This window comes from Flexivirga oryzae (assembly GCF_014190805.1).
Taxonomy (GTDB): Bacteria; Actinomycetota; Actinomycetes; order Actinomycetales; family Dermatophilaceae; genus Flexivirga; species Flexivirga oryzae.
Map to the genome: position 1 here is coordinate 420,414 of NZ_JACHVQ010000001.1, position 23,258 is coordinate 443,671.

Below are 23,258 nucleotides of genomic sequence, written 5' to 3' on the forward strand. Positions count from 1 at the left end.
GATCAGGCCTCGTCGCGCGCCTGCGCGGTGAGGGCGACCCGGACGATGTCGCGGTTCTCGGCGACCAGCCGCACCAGGCCGGCGGGAGCGTCCTGGTTCTGCGCGAGCCACTGCTCCGTCGCGTCCACGAGCTCCTGGCTGGCCAGGGCGACGGGGTAGAGCACGACCACGAAGTTGGCGGCCATCGCGTACGTGCGGGCGTCCCAGACGTCCCGCAGCGCGGCGTGATAGCGCTCGACATACGGCTCGAGGAGCGCGGTGTCGTGCACCCGGCCGAAGCCGAGCGCCACGGCCCGCGCTGTCTCGTTGGGCAGCGAGTCGGTCTCGACCAGGTCGTGCCAGGCCCGTGCCTTCGCCTCCGCCGTCGGGTATGCCGCGCGCGCTCCGGCGGCCCGCGCGACACCGGTTGCGGTGTTGTCGGCGGCCAGCTGGGCCTCGATCTCGGCGTCCGTCGCCGTGCCGGCCACGGCCAGCGAGGTGAGCAGCGACCACTTCATGTCGGTGTCCATCGGCAGCCCGTCGAGCACCTCGGTGCCGTCGAACAACGCTCGCACGTAGGCGACGTCGTCCTGGCTGCGCGCCTGGTGGGCGAACGCCAGGGTGAGCTGCAGCTGGGCGTCGCTGCCCGGCTCGGCCCGCGTCATCAGCGTGCGGAACGCCGCGGCGGCCTCGTTCGCGGCCTCGGTCCGGTGCTCCGGGCGCAGGAACGACGTGGCGTGCCCGAACGCCCCGGAGGTGAGGAACGCGGTGGTGGCGCCGTTGATCTGGGTGATCAGCGTCTGGCGCAGCGTCGAATCGGTCTCGGTCGCCACCGCGGCGATGGCGTAGCGGATGTAGTCGCGCGGCGGAAGTTCACCGTCACGGGTCATGTCCCACAGCGCGCCGAAGATGACGGCGCGGGCGAGCGAGTCGGACACCGCCGTCGGGTTGGCGAGCACGGTGCTCAGCGACTTCGGGTCCAGCCGCACCTTGGCGTAGGTGAGGTCCTGGTCGTTGACCAGCAGCAGGTCGGGCATCCGCTCACCGACCAGCTTCGACACGTCGGTGAGCGGACCCTCGACGTCGATCTCGAGCGACGAGGTGGCGGTGAGCGCGCCGTCCGCGAGCCGGTAGCTGCCGATCGCCAGCCGGTGCGGGCGCAGCGTGGGGTAGCCGGCGGCCGCGGTCTGCTCGATCTGCAGCTTGGTGATGACGCCGTCGTCGTCCACCTCGACCAGCGGGCGCAGCGTGTTGACACCCGACGTCTTCAGCCACAGCTCCCGCCAGCTGGACAGGTCGCGGCCGGAGGTCGCCTCCAGCTCGCCGAGCAGGTCGTCGAACGTCGTGTTGCCCCACTTGTACTTGCTGAAGTACGAACGCAATCCGGCGACGAACGGCTCGACTCCGACATACGCGACGAGCTGTTTGAGCACCGACGCGCCCTTGGCGTAGGTGATGCCGTCGAAGTTGGCCTCGACGTCCTCCAGATGCCGCATGTTCGCGTAGACCGGGTGCGTCGAGGACAGCTGGTCCTGCTTGTAGGCCCAGGTCTTCTCGGAGCTGCTGAACGTCGTCCAGGCGGTGTCCCACTCGGTGACCTCCGCCTGGCACCAGGTCGACGCCCACTCGGCGAACGACTCGTTGAGCCACAGGTCGTCCCACCACTGCATGGTGACCAGGTCGCCGAACCACATGTGCGCCAGTTCGTGCAGGATCGTCAGCCCGCGCCGCTCGATCAGGGCCCCGGACACCTGGGTGCGGAAGATGTAGGTCTCGGTGATCGTCACGCAGCCGGCGTTCTCCATCGCGCCCGCGTTGTACTCGGGGGTGAAGATCTGGTCGTACTTCGCGAACGGGTAGGGCTCACCGAACTGCTCCTCGAAGAACGCGAAGCCCTTCTTGGTGACCGCGAAAATGTTGTCGGCGTCGAGGTATTCGCGCAACGACCGGCGGCAGTAGACGCCGAGCGGGACCGTGCCGTTGGTGGCCTGCACCTCGTCGCGCACGACGTCGTACGGCCCGGCGACGAGCGCCGTGATGTATGACGAGACCCGCGGGGTCGGCTCGAAGGTCCAGGTGGCGGTCGGCTCCGTCGTGCCGTCCGGCCCGGTGTAGGTCTGCTCGGCGGGCACCGGCTCCGGCGTCGGCTGGTTGGAGATCAGTTGCCAGCGTGCCGGTGCGGTGACCGTGAAGGCGAACGTCGCCTTCAGGCTGGGCTGCTCGAAGACCGCGAACACGCGGCGGCTGTCGGCGACCTCGAACTGGGTGTAGAGGTAGACCTCGTTGTCCGCCGGGTCGACGAACCGGTGCAGTCCCTCGCCGGTGTTCATGTAGGCGCCGGTCGCCTGGACGGTCAGCTCGTTGGTTGCCGCGAGCGCGGGGAGTGCGATCCGGGCACCGTCGTACGCCGTTGCCGGGTCGACGGATTCGCCGTTGAGCGTGATCGATTCGACGGACGGGCCGACGAAGTCCACGAAGGTCGGTGCGGTGTCGGTCGCGTCGAAGCGCACCGTGGATGTGGTGCGGAACGTCTCGGGACCGGTGGTCAGGTCCAGCGTGACGTCATACGACTGAACGGTGAGCGCGGATGCACGCTGTTGCGCTTCCTCGCGCGTGAGGTTGGTGCCAGGCACTATGCAGCTCCATCAGGATCACTGGGGATTGGATGCCAGCAATCCTCGCACGCCGGTCCCGGCACGGACGTTCGGATTCCCGGATACGGGGGATGGGCAGCCACCCGCGCGCGGGTGGCAGGATTGCAGCGTGACTACTGACGAGCGACAGTCCGCCGAGATGTTCTTCGACCCGTTGTGCCCCTGGGCGTGGATGACCTCCCGATGGTTGATGGAGGTCGAGAAGGTCCGCCCGATCGAGGTGACCTGGAGCGTCATGAGCCTCTCGGTGCTCAACGAGGGCCGCGAGGACCTGTCCGAGGGCTACCGCGAACTGCTCGACCGGGGCTGGGGACCGGTCCGCGTCATCATCGCCGCGGACCGCGACCACGGACCCGAATACCGCAAGAAGCTGTATGACGGCATCGGCACGCGCCTGCACCCGGGCGGCATGGGCGGCACCGACGAGGGTCAGCGTCAGGCGGTGACCGAGGCGCTCGCCGAGGCGGGGCTGCCGGGCGACCTGATGGCCTTCTACGACAACGACCCCGGCGACGAGATCGACAAGCGCCTGCGCGAGTCGCACCAGCGCGGGATCGGCCTGGTCGGCGAGGACGTCGGCACGCCGGTCGTGTCGTTCGGCGACGTCGCGTTCTTCGGCCCGGTGGTCACACCCGCGCCGAAGGGCGAGGCGGCCGGCAAGCTCTGGGACGGATGCCTGCTCGTCGCCGGCACCCCTGGTTTCTACGAGATCAAGCGGACCCGCGTCGTGGGTCCCGACTTCAGCTGAGGAGAGCGTCGGATGCGAGTGCACATTGGTGGGGACCACGCTGCCTACGAGATGCAGCGTGAGCTGGTCAGCTGGCTGACCGAGCAGGGACACGACGTCGTCGACCACGGCGCCACGACGTACGACGACCTCGACGACTACCCGGTCTTCGTGCTGCGCGCGGCCGAAGGGGTCGCCGCCGACGAGGGCTCGCTCGGCGTGGTGCTGGGCGGTTCGGGCAACGGTGAGCAGATGGCGGCCAACAAGGTCAAGGGCATCCGTGCCGCACTCTGCTACAACACCGAGCTCGCGCAGCTGGCCCGACAGCACAACGATGCGCAGGTCATTTCCATCGGTGGCAGGTTCAACACCGTCGACGAGGCCAAGGAGATGGTGAAGGTGTTCCTGGAGACGCCGTTCTCCGGCGCGCAGCGGCATCAGCGGCGCCTCGACATGGTCTCCGACTACGAGAAGAACGGTGACCTGCCTCCCCAGGAGTGACCGCGAACCATAGCGCATGGATTTGGCAATGGGTGGGTAAGAACTCGGTAAATTTTGACGGTGTGAGGCTGACCACGCGTCAGGATGCGTGCATGGCCATCGATCTCTCGCTCGCACCCCGGAGGCTTTCGCGGCCGTCCGTTGCGGCCGGGCGATCCGGACTCGACACCGCCACGGCCGGGCTGTTCGGCCTCGTCGTGGTCGTCGGAGCCGTGACCATCGCCTGGCCGAGCGACGTCGCCTACGCACTGTTCATCCCGCTCGCGGTGGCGGCCCGGATGGTGTTGCCGGCCCGGCGCACGTTGTTCGTCTTCGCTGCGATCGCCATTGCGTATGTCGTCAGCGTGCTCGACACGCTGCACGCGTCGGCCTGCGCGCTCGGTCTCGTGCTCGCCGCGACGATGGCGCTGGTCACGGTGGTCGACCGCACCCACACCCAGGCGGGTGTGACGACCGCGGTCGGTGGATCGATGCTGATGGACCTGCGGGAACGGCTGCGTGCTCAGGGGAGGCTGCCGATCCTGCCGAGTGGTTGGAATGTCGAGTCGAGTGTGCAACCGGCGTACGGCGACTCGTTCTCCGGTGATTTCGTCGTGGGCAACTGTCCGGCGAACGACCGGTTCGAGCTGGCGATGGTCGACGTGTCGGGGAAGGGCACGACGGCCGGCACCCGGTCCCTGCTGCTGGGCGGCGCGTTCGCCGGACTGCTGGGGGCCATGGAGCCGCAGCGCTTCCTGCCCGCGGCGAACGATTATCTGATGCGGCAGGGCTGGTCGGAGGGTTTCGCGACCGCCATCCACGCCTCGGTGGACCTGGCGAGCGGCGACTACAGCATCGGATCAGCCGGGCACCCGCCGGCCATGCACTTCCACGCGGGCTCCGGCCGCTTCGCACCCGTCGACGGGGTGTCGGGCATCGCGCTCGGCATACTCGACCATCAGGACGAGACCGACTTCCAGCGGGCGCGAGGGCGGCTGGAGCGCGGTGACGCACTGCTGCTGTTCACCGACGGGGTGATCGAGCAGCCCGGCATGGACCTCACCCAAGGTGTCGACCGGATGCTGGGTCACGCCGATCGCGCGCTCGCACAGGGTGCCAAGGGTGCCGCCACCCGCATCTGCACGACGGGCAACGGGGGACTCGCCGACGACCGGGCGGTCGTGGTGATCTGGCGGGACTGACCGCAGACCGCCACAACACGTGTGGGCCCGCGCCGTCCGGCGCGGGCCCACACGTTGTCAGCGATCGGTCAGAGGTCGCCGAGCTTGTCCTTCGCGGCGTCCTGGGCGGAGTCGACCTGGTCGGAGAACTTGCCGCCCGTCTTCTCGTCGACGGCGTCGCCCGCCTGGTCGATCCCCTCGTCGATCTTGTCCTGGTTGTCACCGGCAAGCCCGGAAAGCTTGTCCTTGGCGCTGTCGAACAGACCCATTGGATATCTCCTTCGGATGCCCGCCGGCCCCTCGCCGGCGGCTTCTTGCACCTTCGCACACATCACCCGCATGCGTCGATACCCGAGCCGATGAATTCTTACGAGAGGGTAAGTTCGGGGCGTGGAGCGGGCGACGAGAATCGAACTCGCGTAATCAGTTTGGAAGACTGAGGCTCTACCATTGAGCTACGCCCGCGTGGTCCGCGATGACCGCCGATGTGCGATCTGCGGAACCGAAGCGATAGCCTACTGCCCGCCCGTGGACGCGCCAAAACCGGCTCCGGCCCCGGGCAGCAGTCGCGGGGTATGGCGCAGCTTGGTAGCGCGTCCGCTTTGGGAGCGGAAGGCCGCCGGTTCGAATCCGGCTACCCCGACAGCTAGCATGACGTGTTAGTGCGGCGTGTCGCGCCGCGGAAATATCGGGCTCCGTGTGCCGGAGCCGAACCACCACCTTTGGAGTCCTTGCAGTGAAGAGTGCCGTCGAGAAGTTGGGTCCGACCCGGGTCAAGCTGTCCGTGGAGGTTCCCTACGAGGAGCTGAAGCCGAGCGTCGACGCGGCGTACAAGGCGATCGGTGCACAGATCCAAGTCCCCGGTTTCCGTAAGGGGAAGGTGCCCGCCCGGATCATCGACCAGCGCGTCGGCCGCCCGGCCGTGCTGCAGGAGGCGATCAACGAGGCGCTGCCGACGTTCTACGGCCAGGCCCTGGCCGAGAACGAGCTGCACCCGATGGGTCAGCCGGAGGTCGAGGTCACCGAGGTGCCCGTCGACGACAAGCAGCCGCTGAAGTTCGACGCCGAGCTCGACACCGCCCCCGAGTTCGACCTGCCCGACTTCTCCCAGATCACCGTCGAGGTCGACCCGTTCGAGGTCACCGACGAGGACGTCGACAAGGAGTTCGAGGCGCTGCGCGAGCGGTTCGGCACCCTGGCCGGTGTCGACCGGGCGGCCGCGGACGGCGACTCGGTCACCATCGACCTGACCGCCAAGATCGGCGACGAGGACATCGACGACGTCTCCGGCATCAACTACCTGATCGGCTCGGGCAACATGCTCGACGGTCTGGACGAGGCCCTGGTCGGGCTGTCCGCCGGCGACACCAAGACGTTCACCGCCGCACTCGCCGGCGGTGAGCACGAGGGCGAGGACGCCGAGGTCACCGTCACCGTGCAGGCCGTCAAGGAGCGCCAGCTGCCCGAGCTCGACGACGAGTTCGCTCAGATGGCCTCCGAGCACGACACCATCGAGGAGATGCGTGCCGAGGTCACCGAGCAGGTGGAGCGCGGCAAGCGCTTCGAGCAGGGCGTGCAGGCGCGCGACAAGGCGCTCGACCAGCTGCTGGAGACCCTCGACCTGCCGCTGCCGGAGAAGGTCATCGAGGACGAGGTGCACCAGCACCTGGAGAACGAGGACCGGCTCGAGGACGACGAGCACCGCGCCGAGGTCGACGAGTCGACCCGCAAGGCGCTGCGGACCCAGCTCGTCCTCGACAAGCTCGTCGCGCGCGACGAGGTGCAGGTCTCCCAGGAGGAGCTGATCGAGTACATCGTCATGTCGGCCTCGCAGTACGGCATGGACCCCAACCAGTTCGCGCAGGCGCTCGACCAGCAGGGTCAGGTGCCGGCGATCATGGGTGAGGTCGCTCGTCGCAAGGCGCTCGCCTCGATCCTGGACGAGATCAAGGTCGTCGACACCGACGGCAACGAGGTCGACCTGTCCGCGCTGGACGAGGACGACGAGGAGGACGCCGCCGACGAGACCGCCGAGGCGACGGGCGAGACCGCCGAGGAGTCGACCGACGAGGCCGCCACCGACGACGAGTCCGCCGGCGAGGAGAACTCCGAGGAGTCCGAGGACGCCACCGTCTGAGACCACGCTCCGTCATACCCCCGGGTATGACGAGCCGCCCGAAACCCCTTCCGCGCGAGCGCCGCGGGAGGGGTTTCGCATGCCCGGGCCCGGCCACAATTGCGCCGTGGGCGAACATCGCCCGGACCGGGGACTTCGGCGGGGGGTGCGGGCGTTAGGGTCCAGTGAGATATGCACCTAGAAGAGATGACGGAGACGCGGTGAGCAACGCACAGGAGGTGTCCATGGCCACCGAAGGACAGATGGGCCTGGACGATCAGATCTACAACCGGCTGCTCAGGGAACGGATCATCTTCCTCGGCTCCGACGTCCGCGACGACAACGCCAACGCGATCTGCGCGCAGCTGTTGCTCCTTGCGGCCGAGGACCCCGAGAAGGACATCTGGCTCTACATCAACAGCCCCGGCGGTTCGATCTCCGCGGGCATGGCGATCTTCGACACGATGAACTGGATCCCCAACGACGTCGCCACCGTTGCGATGGGTATGGCGGCCAGCATGGGCCAGTTCCTGCTGTCGGCCGGCACGCGCGGCAAGCGCTACGCCACGCCGCACGCCCGGGTGATGATGCACCAGCCGTCCGGCGGCATCGGCGGCACGGCCTCGGACATCAAGATCCAGGCCGAGCAGCTGGTCTTCATCAAGAAGCAGATGGCCGAGCTGATCGCCGAGCACACCGGTCAGACGGTGGAGCAGATCGAGAAGGACTCCGACCGCGACCGGTGGTTCTCGGCGCAGGAGGCGCTCGAGTACGGCTTCGTCGACCACGTCTTCGAGCGGTCCACCGACGCACCGGACCGGAGCAACTGATGACCAACAGCTTTGGAGCACAGATGAATTCGCCGTATGCCGGGGTGAGTGCCCCGCAGCCGAGCAGCCGCTACATCCTGCCGCAGTTCGAGGAGCGCACCTCCTACGGCATGAAGCGCTCGGACCCCTACAACAAGCTCTTCGAGGACCGCATCATCTTTCTCGGCGTGCAGGTCGACGACGCGTCGGCGGACGACATCATCGCCCAGTTGATCGTGCTGGAGAGCCAGGACCCCGACCGGGACATCCTGATGTACATCAACTCCCCGGGTGGCTCGTTCACCGCGCTGACCGCGATCTACGACACCATGCAGTACATCCAGCCGGACGTGCAGACGTTCGTCATCGGTCAGGCCGCCTCCGCGGCCGCCGTGCTGCTGGGTGCCGGTGCGCCGGGCAAACGGTTCGCGCTGCCCAACGCCCGGATCCTGATCCACCAGCCCGCGATGGAGGGCACCGGCGGCACCGCCTCCGACCTGGAGATCACCGCCAACGAGGTGTTCCGGATGCGCGAGTGGCTGGAGAAGACCTGGGCCAAGCACACCGGCCGCACGCCGGAGCAGGTCAAGCAGGACATCGAGCGCGACAAGATCCTCACGGCCGACGAGGCCAAGGAGTACGGCCTGATCGACCAGGTCCTCTCCAGCCGCAAGGCGTCCGCGCAGTAGAGCGGCGAGCCGTGCGGGCGAAGCCCGCACGAACAACACAGGCAATCGGTGGGTGGCGGCGAGGGACGAGCAACCACTCACCGGGCGCTGAACAACACAGGCAATCGGTGAGTGGCGGCGAGGAACGAGCAACCACTCACCGATTGCGCTGTCAGCGGACACGCGTGACTTGATGCGCGACACCGCGTTTCAATGGATGCTCAAGGCGGTCGTCGGCAGGTAGCGTCGGCCGGGCAATCGATGGTCGACCCGTTCGGGCGGCCACGGCGGACGTCGTACGAAGTGGAGGGCGCGTGGCACGCATCGGAGAAGGCGGCGACCTGCTGAAGTGCTCTTTCTGTGGCAAGAGCCAGAAGCAGGTCAAGAAGCTCATCGCGGGCCCGGGCGTCTACATCTGCGACGAGTGCATCGACCTGTGCAACGAGATCATCGAGGAGGAGCTGGCCGAGACTTCCGAGCTGGGGCTCGACCAGTTGCCGAAGCCCAAGGAGATCTTCGAGTTCCTGGAGCAGTACGTCATCGGGCAGGAGACCGCCAAGCGCGCGCTGTCCGTCGCGGTCTACAACCACTACAAGCGCATCCAGGCCGCCGACCAGCCCGCCGCGAGCAAGAAGGACGGCCCGGCGGTCGAGATCGCCAAGTCCAACATCCTGCTGATCGGCCCCACCGGGTGCGGCAAGACCTACCTGGCCCAGACGCTCGCCCGGATGCTCAACGTGCCGTTCGCGATCGCCGACGCCACCGCGCTCACCGAGGCCGGGTATGTCGGTGAGGATGTCGAGAACATCCTGCTGAAGCTGATCCAGGCCGCCGACTTCGACGTGAAGAAGGCCGAGACCGGCATCATCTACATCGACGAGATCGACAAGGTCGCCCGCAAGAGCGAGAACCCGTCGATCACCCGCGACGTGTCCGGTGAGGGTGTGCAGCAGGCGCTGCTGAAGATCCTGGAGGGCACCACCGCGAGCGTGCCGCCGCAGGGCGGCCGCAAGCACCCGCACCAGGAGTTCATCCAGATCGACACCACCAACGTGCTGTTCATCGTCGGCGGTGCCTTCGCGGGCCTGGAGAAGATCATCGAGGCCCGCACCGGCCGTCAGGGGCTCGGCTTCGGCTCCGAGCTGCGGACCGCCAAGGACCCGATGACCAGCTTCTCCGACGTGCTGCCGGAGGACCTGATGAAGTTCGGGCTGATCCCGGAGTTCATCGGCCGGCTGCCGGTCATCACGACCGTCGAGCCGCTGGACCGCGAAGGTCTGGTCTCCATCCTGACCGAGCCCCGCAACGCGCTGGTGAAGCAGTACGAGCGGATGTTCGAGATCGACAACGTCGAGCTGGAGTTCACCGAGGACGCCGTCGAGGCGGTCGCGGAGCAGGCGATGCTGCGCGGCACCGGTGCCCGCGGCCTGCGCGCCATCCTCGAGGAGGTGTTGCTGCCGGTGATGTTCGACGTGCCCAGCGACACCGACATCGCGCGGGTCGTGGTGACCCGGGAGGTGGTGCTCGACAATGTCAACCCGACGATCGTGCGCCGTCAGGCGACCCCGACCCGCAAGCGGCCGCGCAAGGAATCCGCCTGATCCGAGTGTGGGCGGTCAGCGGTCAGTGCCGCTGATCGTTGAGCGTGCCGTCCGGCGAAACGCGGTCGTACATCGACCGGTAGTGACCCGAAACCGCCGCCTCCGGGTCCTCGGCCGGGTCGGCGGTGAGCCGGATCAGCACCAGCACTGCGATGACCAGCGCGATGAGGACGACCGCCACGCCATACGGCAGCAACTCGTCGTTGGTCGGCTCGATCAGCAGCGCGAGGACGCCCACCACGGCGGTCGCGAGGCCGACGAGGACGGTCCGCGGGACCCAGAGCGCGAGCACGGAGCGCGGGATCGGCGCCTGATCGGGGCCGCTCGCGGTGAGGGCGACACCGACGTGGGCGATGAGCAGCAACCACGCGGCGGGCAGCGCCCACCAGGAGCCGGTGTCCATCCCGCTGGTGAGCCACTGCACGACCATCGCACCGAGCAGGATCAGCCCGGCGAGGCTGTCGCTGTTGGCGAGCACGATCGACCCGCCGACGAGGGTGAGCACCAGCCCGAGCCAGGAGAACCCGCCGACGGCGTCGGTCAGCAGAAGCAGCACGAGCGCCGCACCCAGGACAACCGCCAGCGCAGCAGCCCGGTCGCGGTGCAACTCCTGGATGCGCTCCATGCGCGGCAGCAGGTTCATCGGCGCACCACCCTCGGCTGGGGCCGCGCCGAGAGACCTGCCAGGACCTGATCGAGGCTGCCCGGCCCGCGCCACGTCGCGACCGGCACGCCCAGCCGGCCGATGGCGTGGATCTCGCGGTCGCGTTCCAGCAGCCGCAACCGGATGGCAAGTGCGAGCGAGGGGTCGTCGTCCGGGACGTCACCGGGGAAACAGTCGATGACCAGCACCGTGATGCCGCGTTGCGCGAGTTTCGCGGCCAGTGCCAGGGGCATCGGGCTGAGCAGGGGGCTGACGAGCAACAGCACCCCGCCGGGGCGCACGCGGCTGCGGATCGTGGGGGAGCGGAACCCGGTGCCGAGGCCGCGTTCGATGCCGGCCAGGCAGTCCATGATCCGGCGCCGGTGCAGGGCGCCCATGCCGACCGGGACCCGGACCGTGCGCATGCCACCGGCGACCTCCAGGCCGACCCGGTCCCCGCGGCCCAGGAAGTAGGTGGCGAGCCCGGCCGAGGCACGCACTCCGAGGTCCAGTGAGCTGGACTCGTCGGCGTCCGGGTCCGCGCTGCTGTAGTCGGTGGACGCGTCGAGCACGACCAGGATCTCGGTGTCCTGCTCGGCGAACGAGGTCCGCACATGCAGGGTCCCGGTCCGTGCCGAGACCGGCCAGTGGATGTGCCGCAGCCGGTCGCCCACCTGGAACTGGCGGATGTCGGCGAACTCGGTGCCCTCGGCACGCGTGTTGCTGCGGTTGACCCCGATCAGGCCCTGCGGATGGGGCAGTGCGCGCTTGGAGTCGAACGCCGCGATCTCCGGGAGGGTCATCACGGTGAGGGCGGGCAGCCGCACCGTTCCGTAGCGGAAGCCGCCCCAGGAGCCGAAGACCGCGATCCGGGTGCCCAGGATCTGGCGGGTGCCCCAGCGTTGCGGACGCCATCGCATGGTGCTGGTCGCGTTCCCGTCGACGAGGGTGTCGGCCACCGCTCCCGACTCGGGGGTGAGGGTGAGCATCCGCCGGTCGGCGACGAACGCGGCGAACTGCTCGGCCCTGGCGTCACCGGCGACCCGGAGCGTCCACGCCTGGGTGGTGCCTTCGACCGGTGTGGCGCTCGAGATCGTGCCGGTGATCCGGGGCCGTGCCTGGGGCCGGGTCGCGAGCGTCCACACCGTCACGATCAGGAACGGCGTGCCGAGGATCAACAGATCGGCGCGTCCGAAACCCACGGCGGCGCCGACCAGCACCACGGCCAGCATCGCGGCGCGCAGGAACGCCGGGGTGATGCGCCACCCGGGTTCCTGCAGCGGTCGAACGGTGCGGGTCGCCATACGAGTCGTCAGTCCTTCGCCGTCGCGGGGGCCGGGACGCTGTCGAGCAGGCCGTGGACGACCGAGGTCGCGGTCACGCCGCTCATCCACAGCTCCGGTTTGATCGTGACCCGGTGGGTGAGCACCGCCTGAGCGACCGCCTTGACGTCCTCCGGCGTGACGAAGTCACGGCCGCGGACGACGGCAAGCGCCCGGCCGACCAGCAGCAGTGCCAGCGAACCGCGGGGGGAGGCACCGATGAGCACCTGTGCGTGGTCCCGGGTCGCCGCGGTGAGTCGCACACAGTAGTCGACCACCGAGTCCTCGACGGTGATCTGCTCGACGGCAGCCTGCATGCCGAGCAGCCCCGCGGCATCGGTGACGGCGTCGAGGGTGATCTCCTCGTGCTGCCGGCGCATCCGGCGCACCAGCACGTCGGCCTCCTCCTCCTGCGTCGGGTAGCCGAAGCTGACCCGGGTGAGGAAGCGGTCCAGCTGCGCCTCCGGAAGCGGGTAGGTCCCTTCGTACTCCACGGGATTCGCCGTCGCGATGACATGGAACGGGTGGGGGAGCGGGAAGGTCTGACCCTCGACCGTGACCTGACGCTCCTGCATCGCCTCCAACAGGGCAGCCTGCGTCTTGGGCGGGGTGCGGTTGATCTCGTCCGCCAGCAGCAGCCCGGTGAACAGCGGTCCGTGGCGGAAGTCGAACGTCGCGGTGCGTTGGTCGAAGATGAACGACCCGGTCAGGTCGGCAGGCAGCAGGTCGGGAGTGAACTGCGCGCGGGCGAAGTCGAGGCCGAGGGTCTGCGCGAGCGAGCGTGCTGCCAGCGTCTTGCCCAGGCCGGGGTTGTCCTCGAGCAGCACGTGGCCGCCGGCGAGTACGGTCGCGAGGACCAGCTCCAGGGCGTGGCGCTTGCCGACGACGGCCTGGTCGACGCTGTCGAGGATCTGCTCGGCGCGGTGGGTCGTCTCGGCGATGGTCGGTATGACGGGGGATGACTGGGTCACAGTGCCTCGATGCGGTTGATGATGTCGGTCACGGTCTGTCGGGTGGTGGGTGGTGGCGGCTGCGCCAGCAGGTACGCCGCCAGCGTCGGGTCGGTGTGGGCGATCAGTTCGGCGTCCTCCGGTAGGTGCGCGTGGCCGCTCGCGGCGGCGCGGGTGCGCAGCCGGTCGACGGCCACGTCACGCAGGACGCCCTGCAGACTGATCGCGCTCGTGGTGGGCTTCCCGTCGTTGTTGCGGACGGCTGAGTCGTCGATCAGTCGGCGCAGGTAGCTGATCCGGGTGTCCGCGGTGGCCTTCAAGCGTCGCCCCACCGGGTTGCCTGCCCATTCCACGGTGTCCCAGCCGCTGCTGCGGTCGCGGGCCCACCAGCCGATCGCGAAGACGATGCCGAGCACGGCGAGCAGGTCGACCGGTCGTGGCCGCATCTGCAGCCAGGACGTGAACACCCAGACCGCCACCCACACGACGACGAGCGTCACGACGCGTTTGACCCAGGTGCGCATCGTCCGGTCCTCGCCGCCGTCCGGGCTCGTCATACCCGCTCCTGCAGCGCTGCCGGCAGCGACCGGTGCAGGGCGCTCAGTGCGTCGACGGCGGACCGGCGGTCCTGCTCGGTGAGCGAGTGCGCGGAGAACCTGGCCTCGCGGTAGAGCGCTCCGAGGGTGCGCAACGCCCGCCGGTCCACGTCGAGTGTGTCGAGGACGCGGATGGTCAGCTCGGCCGAGGTCTCGCTCGGCCGACGTTCGACGCCCACCGACGCCACCGCACGCTCCAGGTCCACCCAGCAGGCGACGATGGCGTTGGACGGGACACCCTCCAGCAGTTGCTGCTGCTGCCGCCGGGTGACCTCGCTGACCGCGTCGAGCAGAGCATCGTCGACCTCCGGCAACGGGCCTTCCCGCTGCACCTTCAGGCGGTGCCGCCAACGCTTGATCATCGCCCTGGCGATCGAGACGATCAGCACGAGGAGCACGCACAGTGCGAGGCCGAGCACGATGTCGAGGATGAGGGTGGAGAAGGCCTCAGCCCCTCGTTGCATGGAGTTGCTGGTCGCCGGCGGCCCGCTGGCACCGGGTCCGGTCGGCGCCCGGAAGGTGCCGTAGGTGATGTGCAGGTTCGGATTGCGGTCGGGCGCCTGCAGCACCGGCGGCCGGTTGGCCGTCGTGACGACGATGAGCACCATGAGTGCCAGGGCCGTCCCTGCTGCGACGAGCAGCATGCGACGGTCCGGCCCACGCGGTGTTCGGTCCTCCCCAGAACTCACCGCTCCAACCTAGTGTCCTCCGTCCTTAATTCGTTGAAGAAACCTTCCGAGTGAGGCGAGGATCTCCTCGGCGGTTTTGGTCCAGATGAATGGCTTCGGGTTCTTGTTCCAGGCCTTCGCCCACTCGCGTAGGTCTTTCTCCAGGGCTTGCACGCTGCGGTGGTCGGAGCGTTGCAGTAGGTCGCGGGTGACTTCGGCGAACAGTCTTTCGACCTGATTGATCCACGAGGAGTAGGTCGGGGTGAAGTGCATCTGAAAGCGGGGGTGAGCGGTCAACCACTTCTTGATGGTCGGGTGCTTGTGGGTGCCGTAGTTGTCGCAGATGACGTGCACGTCCAACCCGGCGGGCACGTTCTGGTCGATCGTGGCCAGGAACTTCTTGAACTCGGTGGCCCGATGGCGGCGGTGCGTCGCGGAGATGAGGGTGCCGTCGGCCACGTTCATCGCGGCGAACAAGGTGGTGGTGCCATGCCGCACGTAGTCGTGAGTACGGCGTTCGGGCATGCCCGGCATCATCGGGAACGCGGGTTGAGACCGCGCCAACGCCTGCACCTGACTCTTCTCATCGACGCTGAGAACAACGGCGGATTCGGGCGGGTCCAGGTACAGGCCGACGATGTCGTAGACCTTCTCCACGAACAACGGGTCATTGGACAGTTTGAACCCGTCGGCCCGGTGCGGTTGCAGCCCGAACGCTTTCCAGATCCGCCCGATCGTCGAGGGTGACAGCCCCGACTTCTCAGCCATCTTCGTCCGCGACCAGTGCGTCGCGTGCTCCGGTGTCGACTCCAACGTCGCGACCAGCACGTCCTCGACCTGCTCGGGCGTGATCGTCGCCGGCCGACCCGGCCGAGGCTCATCAACCAGCCCGTCCAAGCGGTGCTCAACGAACCGGGACCGCCACTTACCCACCGTCGGCTGACTGATCCCCAACCGGGCCGCGACCACCTTGTTCGTGTGCCCGTCCGCGCACTCCAACACGATCCGCGACCGTAACGCCAACGCCTGCGACGACTTCCGCCGTCGAGCCCACCGACCCAACTGCTCACGCTCGCCAATCGTCAATTCCAACAACACTTTTGGACGACCCGCAGAAGGCATACCCCATCATACCAATTATTCAATGAATTTACGGCGGACGACACTAGAACGCAACGGGTGCGCGTGTTGCGGAAAGCTACGGTTTCGTTACGACCACGTCGCTACTGTCGTCACTTCCTCGCCGGCCCGGCTACTTCTTGCGCGGGGGCGGTGGCACCAGCTGGACGTCGCGCACCTCGAGGGCGTCGGAGTCGTCATACGCCAACTCTCCGGTGAGCTTGCCGGCAGCGCGCAGATCCGACTCGGACGCCCGCACCAGCTGTTGCAGGTCGGCCGGCGCGGCGAGCGTCAGCGCGGTCACCTCGGCACGCATGCCGAGCTTGGCATCGGACTTCGCCTTACGTATGCCGGCCAGCGCCTCACCGACCACCTGCAGGGCCGCCGGGTCGCCGGTCGCCGGGCCGCACTCGTCCGGGGTCGGCCAGGACGCGCGGTGCACGGTGTCCTCGTGCCACCAGGACCAGACCTCCTCGGTCGAGTAGGGCAAGAACGGTGCGAACAAACGCAATTGGACGTCGAGCGCGATCCGCAGCGCGGCACGCGCGCTCGCCGCAGCGGCCTCGCCCTGCCCGCCGTACGCACGGTCCTTGACCAGCTCGATGTAGTCGTCGCAGAACGTCCAGAAGAACGCCTCGGTCAGCTCCAGGCTGCGGGTGTAGTCCCACGCCTCGAAGTGCTTGGTCGCCTGCTCGACCAGGGTGCGCAGGCCGGACAGGAGCGCCAGGTCAAGGGGCTCGGTGACCGCGTCGGCGAGGTCACCATCGACGCTACCCATCATTTGGTCGGCCCTCTGGCCCTCGGTCCGGGCCTCGCTGCGCTCGTTTCCTCCCTCGGGTCGGGCCTCGATGAACAGCGCGAACTTGCTCGCGTTGAGCAGCTTCATCGCCAGGCGTCGGCCGACCTTCATCTGGCTCTCGTCGTAGGCAGCATCCATCCCGAGACGGCCCGACGCCGCCCAGTAACGCACCGCGTCGGCGCTGTGCTGGGTCAGCACGTCCTCCGGGGTGACCGCGTTGCCCTTGGACTTGGACATCTTCTTGCGGTCGGGGTCGAGGATCCAGCCGTTGATGGCGGCATCGGACCACGGCACGGTGTCGTGCTCGAAATGGCTGCGCACCACGGTCGCGAAGAGCCAGGTGCGGATGATGTCGTGCCCCTGCGGGCGCATGTCCATCGGGAAGATCTTCGCGAAGAGCTCGTCGTCGTTGCGCTCACCGGCGTTGCTCGCCACCGGCCACCCGGTCGCGATCTGCGGGCTCAGCGAGGAGGTGGCCCAGGTGTCCATGATATCCGGGTCGCCGATGAATCCCCCTGCCACGCCACGCTGTTCGGCGGTGTAGCCAGGCGGCACATCGGTTGCCGGGTCCACCGGCAGGGTGTCGACCGCTGCCGCGATGGGGCGCTCATGGTCGGGCTCGCCGTCCGCGTCCAGCGAATACCAGATCGGGAACGGCACGCCGAAGAAGCGCTGCCGGCTGATCAGCCAGTCGCCGTTGAGGCCGTCCACCCAGTTGGTGTAGCGGCTGCGCATGAACGCCGGGTGGAAGTCGATCTCCTCGCCGCGCGCCACCAGTGCCTTGCGCAGGTCCGCGTCGCGTCCGCCGTTGGTGAGGTACCACTGGCGGGAGGTCACGATCTCCAGCGGCTTGTCGCCCTTCTCGAAGAAGTTCGCCTTGCGCTGGGTCGGCTTGGGTTCACCGTCCAGGTCGCCGGACTCGCGCAGCGCGTCCACGACCGCGCTGCGGGCGGAGAAGACGGTCTTGCTGGCGAGCTGCCCGGCATACAACTGCTCGCCGGGGCCGCCGGCGATCCAGGCCGGCGTCTCACCCTGCAACCGGCCGTTACGGGTGATGATCGACCGGGTCGGCAGCTGCAGCTCGCGCCACCAGGTCACGTCGGTGAGATCGCCGAAGGTGCAGCACATGGCGATGCCGGCCCCCTTGTCGGGCTCGGCCAGCCGGTGCGCCACCACCGGGATCTCGACGCCGAAAAGCGGTGAGGTCACCGTGGAACCGAACAGCGACTGGTAGCGCTCGTCATCCGGGTGAGCGATCAGCGCCACGCACGCGGGGATCAGCTCGGGGCGGGTCGTCTCGATGTAGACCTTGTCGCCGCCGTGATGGAAGGCCACCCGGTGGAAGGCACCCGGGTAGTCGCGTGCCTCCAGCTCCGCCTGGGCGACGGCGGACTGGAACGTCACGTCCCACAGGCCCGGTGCCTCGGCCTGGTAGGCCTCGCCGCGCTCCAGGTTGTGCAGGAACGCCTGCTGCGCCACCGCGCGGGAGCGGTCGTCGATGGTGCGGTAGGTCTGCGCCCAGTCCACCGACACCCCGAGACGGCGGAAGAGCGACTCGAAGGCCACCTCGTCCTCGGCGGTCAGCTCCTCACACAGCGGGATGAAGTTGGCGCGGCTGATCGGCACCTGGTCGGCCGCCTTCACCGACTTGCCCTCGGCACCGCGCAGCGGTGGGGTGAAGTCGGGGTCGTATGCCGCAGAGTGGTCGCCGCGCACGCCGTAGTAGTTCTGCACCCGGCGCTCGGTCGGCAGGCCGTTGTCGTCCCAGCCGAGGGGGTAGAAGACCTCTTTACCCTGCATCCGCTGGTAGCGCGCCACCACGTCGGTGTGCGTGTAACCGAACACGTGACCCACGTGCAGGCTGCCGCTCGCGGTCGGCGGCGGCGTGTCGATGGAGAACACCTGCTCGCGCGGCAGCGACAGGGCGCGCTCGCGGTCGAACCGGTAGGTGTTCTGCTCCCGCCATACCGCAGTCCACTTGTCCTCCAAGCCGTCCACGGTCGGCTTGTCGGGGATCTGTGGGGTGCTGCGGTCGGCGGGTTCAGTCATGTCGCACATGATCCCATCCGGCTGCGCCGACTGCCCAATCGGTTTCGTCGTATGGCGCCCGCGCCCACCCTGACGGCCGGATTCACGATTGACGGCGGAATTCGGCCGTCAATCGTGAATAGCGCCGTCAGAGTGGGGCCGGAGCAGCGAGTACATGAGCAGGTCCACCCGCCGACCGCCGATCTCCTCATGACTGCGCAGCAGGCCTTCCCGTTCGAAGCCGGCGGCCTCGGCGGTCCGGATCGAGGCGAGGTTCCAGGGCTCGATGCGTGCCTCCAGCCGGTATGACGGGCGCCCGCCGCGGCGCGCGGTCATTCGTCACTCGCCTATGGTGCGGGCCATGACGGTCCTGGACTCACGCACCCTGCTGGAAAGACACGTCGCGGCGTTCAACGACCGCGACGTCCTCGGGCTGTTGGGCGACCTCGCCGAGGACGCCGAGTGGGTGACCGGGAAGTACAGCTGCCGCGGGCACGCCGAGTTGCGAGAGCTCTTCGAGGGAGCGTTCGACGCGGTCGTTCCCCGGCTCGAGGTCGTGCGGGTGGTCCCGGCTGGCGACGTCGTGGCTGCCGAACTGGTCGAGCACATGCTGCTCGACGGGCACCCGATGTCCGCTGCGATCGCCGGGTTCTACGCCGTGCGCGACGGCCGCATCGCGAAGGTCAAGATCTACCGGGAAGGCAGCGCCGACATACCCGGGCACGATGGCGAGTGAGTCACCGCACGGTGGGCAATGCCGCAGATTCCTCGTGGCGGGCGATACGGTCGTGCTTGTCCAGACCGACGCCGGAACACCAGTGGAGTCATCAAATGCCCGACCCGATTGCGGTGCAGCAGTTCATCGACACCTTCCCGCCCGACGCCGGCGCGCGCGTTCCCAGCGACGACTTCCTGACGTATGGCGAAGGGCGTCTCCCCAGTGCGGTGCTCGAGCTCTGGCGCACGCACGGTCTCGGCTGGTACGGCGGCGGTCGCGTCGCGCTGGTCGATCCCGGCACGTGGATGCCGACCCTGCAGACCTGGTTCGGGTCGGCCGTCGGCAGCATTCCGTTCGCGGTCACCAGCTTCGGGCACGTCTACCACTACGACCAGGTCGACGGGCACGACCGGATCCAGTGCCTCGACCCGCACTTCCAGCACAACGCGGTGGTCTCGGAGGACGGCACGACGTTCTTCACCGACCACCTGACCGGGTCCAACTCGCACCCGGCCGACCTGCGCGAACTGCACAAGGCCGCCGTCGGGGCGCAGGGCGAGCTGGGTGCGGACGAGATCTTCTACTTCGAACCGATCCTCGCCCTGGGCGGCCAGGTCAACCTGGACAATCTGGCCAAGGGCAACGGCCCGGAACACGTCAGCGACATACACCAACGGATCGCGGCCAGCCGCCAGCAGTAGCCCCCACCCGACCGACAGGCTCAGCAACGCACCCAGAGGCCCAGCACTTCGGGCGGAAACCGGGCGAATCCGCTCGAACTACTGAGCCTCTGGGCCGTAAGTGGGCCTGTCGGTGTGTGAGGGGTGGGTCGTCCCGTGATCGAGACGCGGCCACTCGAGACGCGGCCACTCGAGACGCGGCCACTCGAGACGCGGCCACTAGCGCAGGTGGTGGACCTCCTGCAGGCCGTAGACGGGGGTCGGGATGCCCTCGTAGCGCGCCTTCAACTGCAGCGCCAGGTAGAGCGAGTAGTGCCGTGACTGGTGCAGGTTGCCGCCGTGGAACCACAGCGCCTCCTGCTGGGTGGGCTTCCACATGTTGCGCTGTTCGCCCTCCCACGGACCGGGGTCCTTGGTGGTGTCGGAGCCGAGGCCCCACACCTTGCCGACCTTGTCCGCGGTCTCCTGGTCGATGATGTCCGCGACCCAGCCGTTCATCGAGCCGTAGCCGGTGGCGTAGACGACCAGATCCGCGGGCAGTTCGGTGCCGTCCTCCAGCACCACGGAGTTCTTGGTGAGGTGGTCGACGTTGCCGTGCGCCAGCTTCACCTTGCCGTCGCAGACCAGCTCGGCGGCGCCCACGTCGATGTAGTAGCCGGAGCCGCGCCGCAGGTACTTCATGAACAGGCCGGAGCCGTCATCGCCCCAATCGTGTTGGAAACCGACCTTTTCCAGCCGGTCGTAGAAGTCCTTGTCGCGCTCGGCCATCTTCTCGTAGAGCGGGATCTGGAACTCGTGCATGATCCGGTAGGGCAGCGACGCGAAGATCATGTCGGCCTTGTCCGTGGTCACCCCGGACGCGACCGCACGCTCGGAATAGAGGTCCCCGAGCCCGATGTCCATCAGCGACGCCGACTTCACGATGTGCGTGGAGGAACGCTGCACCATCGTCACGTCCGCATCGTGCTCCCACAACGCACCGCAGATGTCGTGCGCGGAGTTGTTGGAGCCGATGACGACGACCTTCTTGCCGGTGTACGCCTCCGGGCCGGGGTGCTGGCTGGAGTGCTGCTGCTCGCCCTCGAAGACGTCCATGCCCGGGAAGCTGGGCAGGTTGGGCTTGCCCGACATACCCGTCGCGAAGACCAGTTGCTTGGGTTCGAGGACGATCTCCTCGCCGTCCTTGTCCACCACGACCCGCCAGGTCTTGGTGTCCTCGTCGAAGGTGGCGGAGGTGACCGTCGAGCGGGTCCAGTAGGGCACGTCCATGACCCGGGTGTACATCTCCAGCCAGTCGCCGATCTTGTCCTTCGGCGCGAACACCGGCCAGTTCGGCGGGAACTGCAGGTAGGGCAGGTGGTCGTACCAGACCGGGTCGTGCAGGCACAGGCTCTTGTACCGGCCCCGCCACTGGTCACCCGGGCGGTCGTGCTTGTCGAGGACGACGTGCGGCACCTTCAGTTGCCGCAGCCGGGCACCGAGGGCGATACCGCCCTGGCCGCCGCCGATCACCACGACGTACGGCTGCTGGCTGCGGCCGAGGTTTGCTTCCTCGTCCTGCTTCTTCTCCAGCCACGACTTCCGGCCGCGGGCCAGCTGGTGCTCGACGCCCTGCGGGCGGCGGGTGCCCTGGTTCTCCTCGTGCCCCTTCAGCTCACGCAGGCTGGTCAGCAGCGTCCAGGCGCGGGTCTCGCCGTCCTCCTCCTTCAGCCGCAGGTGGCCCTTGGCGCGCCCGACCGCGGTCTCGAAGGTGATCCAGCACTCGGTGACACCACCTGCCTCGGTGGGTTCCTCGCTGAGTGCCCAGTCGGCCGGGTCAGTCGTGTCGAGGGTGTGCTGCAGCAGGTTGTGTATGCCGTCCCGGCCCTCCGCGGTGCGGATGTTCCAGGTGAACGACACCAGGTCGCGCCAGAAGCTCTGGGTCGCGAACAGGCCGGTGGCGGTGTCGATGTCCCGGGCGCGCAGCGCGGCATCGAAGTCGGCCAGCCAGGCCTCGGCGCGTTGCCGAGGGGTGAGGGGGGTGGTGGTGTCCGCGGTCAGGGTCTGCGGATCCAGCGTGTCGGTCATCGCGCGTCCTTTCGTTGAGCGACTGTGACCCACAGCACACCTCACGGCTACCCTGGATGGAAGCGTTGCACCACGTTGCAACCGGCAAGAGTCCCCGCGTCGCCGAAGGAGTTGTCCCTGGTGGCGGACTACAACGCGATCACCCCGGGCACCGACCTGGCGCGCTATGCCCGCGAGCTGATGCGCATGCACGACACCGTGATCGGCGGTGGCCGAACGGCACTGCAACCACGCCCGTTGGTGTCCCGGTCGTGGCAACGGGTGCTGGGCTTCGGGCTGGTGCCCGACAAGTCGGGCGCGCGGGATCCGTTGCCACCGGCCCGCCTGGAACAGTTGCGCGCCGAGTCGCCGCTGCGGTTGGTGATCGACGACCTGGCGCGGGTGATCTCCAGCGTCGCGGACGCATCGCACTTCCTGATGGTGGTCACCAACGGCGACGGCATCATCCTGTGGCGGCGCGGCGACACCCGGGTCCGTCGGCAGGCCGACCAACTCGGCTTCAGCGAGGGTGCCCGGTGGACCGAGGACGAGGTGGGCACCAATGCGATCGGCACCGCGCTGGAAGAAGCCAACCCGGTGCAACTCTTCTCCGGGGAGCACTTCGAGCAGGCCCAACACCCTTGGTACTGCACGGCTTTCCCGATCCATGACCCGCGCACCGGGGAACTGCTGGGCATCGTCGACATCAGCGGCCCGGCGCTGACGCTGCACCCGGCCATCAGCGCGCTCGTCGAGACCGCGGTGCTGCTCGCCGAGTCGTTGCTGCGCCGGCACCACGAGGCCGCGCTGGAGCGGCTGCGGGTCGCGGCGGTGCCGATCGTGTCCGCGGCCGGTGGGCCGGCACTGGTCGTCGACGACGCGGGCTGGGTCGCGCACAGCGCCGGGGTGTCGACGCGCGACCGGATCGCGGCGCCGCAGCCGGACAAGCCGCTGGCCGTGCCCGGCCTCGGCCTGTGCCTGCCGGAGCGGCTCGATCTGGGCTGGCTGATCCGCCCGGCCGCCACCGAGCGGCGGATCAACGCGCACCTGACGCTCGGTGCGAAGCCGGTGATCGAGATCCGCGCCGACGCCGAGCCGTGGCGGGTCGCACTGTCCCGCCGGCACGCGCAGATCCTGCAGCAGCTGGCGGGCGCGGGTCCCGCGGGGCTGACGCCGTACGACCTGAGCGTGGCACTGTTCGGCGACGGTGAGCACCTGGTCGCGGCACGCGCCGAGGTGTCCCGGCTGCGGCGCAGCCTCGGCGCGATCGTCGACGGCAGCCCCTACCGGATCGCCGACGGCGTGCAGCTCACCGTCGGCGCGTGACCTCGACAAGCTCGGCCATCGCGACACGCTCGGCCATCGCGACAAGCTCGGCCATCGCGACAAGCTCGGCCATCGCGGCAAGCTCGGCCATCGCGGCACGCTCGGCCATCGCGGCAGGCTCGGCCATCGCGGCAAGCTCGGCCACTTC

Annotated in this window: 22 protein-coding genes and 2 tRNA genes; 11 read left to right on the plus strand and 13 right to left on the minus strand. The window is 68.5% G+C overall.

Translation table 11 applies throughout. From position 1 onward, the window contains the following. Window positions 1–2 precede the first annotated feature (2 nt). Window positions 3–2,612, minus strand: a complete 2,610-nt coding sequence (gene pepN, locus FHU39_RS01980) for an aminopeptidase N (protein ID WP_183318481.1) — start codon at window positions 2,610–2,612, stop codon at window positions 3–5. A gap of 130 nt (window positions 2,613–2,742) precedes the next feature. On the opposite strand from pepN, the gene FHU39_RS01985 reads away from it, so the two are divergent. From FHU39_RS01985 to FHU39_RS01995, 3 genes are all read left to right on the plus strand, one after another. Then, window positions 2,743–3,381, plus strand: a complete 639-nt coding sequence (locus FHU39_RS01985) for a mycothiol-dependent nitroreductase Rv2466c family protein (RefSeq protein ID WP_343065698.1) — start codon at window positions 2,743–2,745, stop codon at window positions 3,379–3,381. A 12-nt stretch (window positions 3,382–3,393) separates the two neighbouring features. Next, window positions 3,394–3,861, plus strand: coding sequence for a ribose-5-phosphate isomerase (locus FHU39_RS01990; RefSeq protein ID WP_183318483.1), 468 nt, complete (start codon window positions 3,394–3,396; stop codon window positions 3,859–3,861). Window positions 3,862–3,953: 92 nt separating this feature from the next. Beyond that, complete coding sequence (locus tag FHU39_RS01995; RefSeq protein ID WP_183318485.1) at window positions 3,954–5,042, plus strand: PP2C family protein-serine/threonine phosphatase; 1,089 nt, start codon at window positions 3,954–3,956, stop codon at window positions 5,040–5,042. 68 nt (window positions 5,043–5,110) lie between these two features. Here the strand turns inward: FHU39_RS01995 and FHU39_RS02000 are convergent, their stop codons facing one another. Beyond that, the gene (locus FHU39_RS02000) at window positions 5,111–5,290 is read right to left on the minus strand and encodes an antitoxin (RefSeq protein WP_183318487.1); all 180 of its coding nucleotides are present in this window, start codon (window positions 5,288–5,290) and stop codon (window positions 5,111–5,113) included. 122 nt (window positions 5,291–5,412) lie between these two features. Further along, a tRNA-Gly gene (locus tag FHU39_RS02005) sits at window positions 5,413–5,486 on the minus strand. Window positions 5,487–5,590: 104 nt separating this feature from the next. On the opposite strand from FHU39_RS02005, the gene FHU39_RS02010 reads away from it, so the two are divergent. The 5 genes from FHU39_RS02010 to clpX all read left to right on the plus strand — a co-directional run bounded on the left by FHU39_RS02010 (window position 5,591) and on the right by clpX (window position 10,215). After that, window positions 5,591–5,664 (plus strand) — tRNA-Pro (locus FHU39_RS02010). Window positions 5,665–5,757: 93 nt separating this feature from the next. After that, window positions 5,758–7,158: a trigger factor gene (gene tig, locus FHU39_RS02015; RefSeq protein WP_183318489.1), complete on the plus strand. Its 1,401-nt coding sequence runs from the start codon at window positions 5,758–5,760 to the stop codon at window positions 7,156–7,158. Between the two features lie 224 nt (window positions 7,159–7,382). Next, window positions 7,383–7,967, plus strand: a complete 585-nt coding sequence (locus FHU39_RS02020; RefSeq protein WP_183320834.1) for an ATP-dependent Clp protease proteolytic subunit — start codon at window positions 7,383–7,385, stop codon at window positions 7,965–7,967. Next, window positions 7,967–8,635 carry an ATP-dependent Clp protease proteolytic subunit gene (locus FHU39_RS02025; RefSeq protein WP_425484749.1) on the plus strand — a complete coding sequence of 223 codons (669 nt, stop codon included), beginning with the start codon at window positions 7,967–7,969 and terminating at the stop codon, window positions 8,633–8,635. Before FHU39_RS02020 ends, FHU39_RS02025 begins: the two co-directional genes overlap by 1 nt. A gap of 293 nt (window positions 8,636–8,928) precedes the next feature. Continuing rightward, window positions 8,929–10,215, plus strand: coding sequence for an ATP-dependent Clp protease ATP-binding subunit ClpX (clpX, locus tag FHU39_RS02030; protein ID WP_183318491.1), 1,287 nt, complete (start codon window positions 8,929–8,931; stop codon window positions 10,213–10,215). Window positions 10,216–10,237: 22 nt separating this feature from the next. On the opposite strand, the gene FHU39_RS02035 is transcribed toward clpX, so the two are convergent. From FHU39_RS02035 to FHU39_RS02070, 8 genes are all read right to left on the minus strand, one after another. After that, window positions 10,238–10,858 (minus strand): hypothetical protein, encoded by a 621-nt coding sequence (locus FHU39_RS02035; protein ID WP_183318493.1) that lies wholly within the window; start codon window positions 10,856–10,858, stop codon window positions 10,238–10,240. Next, entirely contained in the window at window positions 10,855–12,162 is a 1,308-nt protein-coding gene (locus tag FHU39_RS02040) for a DUF58 domain-containing protein (protein ID WP_183318495.1), read from the minus strand. Before FHU39_RS02040 ends, FHU39_RS02035 begins: the two co-directional genes overlap by 4 nt. A gap of 8 nt (window positions 12,163–12,170) precedes the next feature. Further along, window positions 12,171–13,151 carry an AAA family ATPase gene (locus tag FHU39_RS02045; RefSeq protein WP_183318497.1) on the minus strand — a complete coding sequence of 327 codons (981 nt, stop codon included), beginning with the start codon at window positions 13,149–13,151 and terminating at the stop codon, window positions 12,171–12,173. Next, the gene (locus tag FHU39_RS02050) at window positions 13,148–13,687 is read right to left on the minus strand and encodes a hypothetical protein (RefSeq protein WP_183318499.1); all 540 of its coding nucleotides are present in this window, start codon (window positions 13,685–13,687) and stop codon (window positions 13,148–13,150) included. Before FHU39_RS02050 ends, FHU39_RS02045 begins: the two co-directional genes overlap by 4 nt. Continuing rightward, complete coding sequence (locus FHU39_RS24880) at window positions 13,684–14,415, minus strand: DUF4129 domain-containing protein (RefSeq protein WP_183318501.1); 732 nt, start codon at window positions 14,413–14,415, stop codon at window positions 13,684–13,686. The genes FHU39_RS02050 and FHU39_RS24880 overlap by 4 nt, the downstream gene beginning before the upstream one ends. Before the next feature lie 9 nt (window positions 14,416–14,424). Then, window positions 14,425–15,516 carry an IS630 family transposase gene (locus FHU39_RS02060; protein WP_183318503.1) on the minus strand — a complete coding sequence of 364 codons (1,092 nt, stop codon included), beginning with the start codon at window positions 15,514–15,516 and terminating at the stop codon, window positions 14,425–14,427. Window positions 15,517–15,646: 130 nt separating this feature from the next. Further along, window positions 15,647–18,361 (minus strand): valine--tRNA ligase, encoded by a 2,715-nt coding sequence (valS, locus tag FHU39_RS02065; RefSeq protein WP_183318505.1) that lies wholly within the window; start codon window positions 18,359–18,361, stop codon window positions 15,647–15,649. Window positions 18,362–18,469: 108 nt separating this feature from the next. Then, window positions 18,470–18,676, minus strand: coding sequence for a GNAT family N-acetyltransferase (locus tag FHU39_RS02070; protein WP_183318507.1), 207 nt, complete (start codon window positions 18,674–18,676; stop codon window positions 18,470–18,472). Window positions 18,677–18,701: 25 nt separating this feature from the next. On the opposite strand from FHU39_RS02070, the gene FHU39_RS02075 reads away from it, so the two are divergent. Next, a complete protein-coding gene (locus tag FHU39_RS02075) occupies window positions 18,702–19,076 on the plus strand; it encodes a nuclear transport factor 2 family protein (RefSeq protein ID WP_183318509.1) in 375 nt (124 codons plus the stop codon). 95 nt (window positions 19,077–19,171) lie between these two features. Next, window positions 19,172–19,759 (plus strand): T6SS immunity protein Tdi1 domain-containing protein, encoded by a 588-nt coding sequence (locus FHU39_RS02080; RefSeq protein WP_183318511.1) that lies wholly within the window; start codon window positions 19,172–19,174, stop codon window positions 19,757–19,759. A 198-nt stretch (window positions 19,760–19,957) separates the two neighbouring features. On the opposite strand, the gene FHU39_RS02085 is transcribed toward FHU39_RS02080, so the two are convergent. Next, window positions 19,958–21,805 carry a flavin-containing monooxygenase gene (locus FHU39_RS02085; protein WP_183318513.1) on the minus strand — a complete coding sequence of 616 codons (1,848 nt, stop codon included), beginning with the start codon at window positions 21,803–21,805 and terminating at the stop codon, window positions 19,958–19,960. 120 nt (window positions 21,806–21,925) lie between these two features. On the opposite strand from FHU39_RS02085, the gene FHU39_RS02090 reads away from it, so the two are divergent. Beyond that, window positions 21,926–23,110, plus strand: a complete 1,185-nt coding sequence (locus FHU39_RS02090; protein WP_183318515.1) for a sigma-54-dependent transcriptional regulator family protein — start codon at window positions 21,926–21,928, stop codon at window positions 23,108–23,110. Here FHU39_RS02090 and FHU39_RS02095 read toward each other — a convergent pair. After that, window positions 23,094–23,255, minus strand: a complete 162-nt coding sequence (locus tag FHU39_RS02095) for a hypothetical protein (RefSeq protein ID WP_183318518.1) — start codon at window positions 23,253–23,255, stop codon at window positions 23,094–23,096. The two genes, FHU39_RS02090 and FHU39_RS02095, sit on opposite strands and share 17 nt — an antisense overlap. Window positions 23,256–23,258 lie beyond the last annotated feature (3 nt).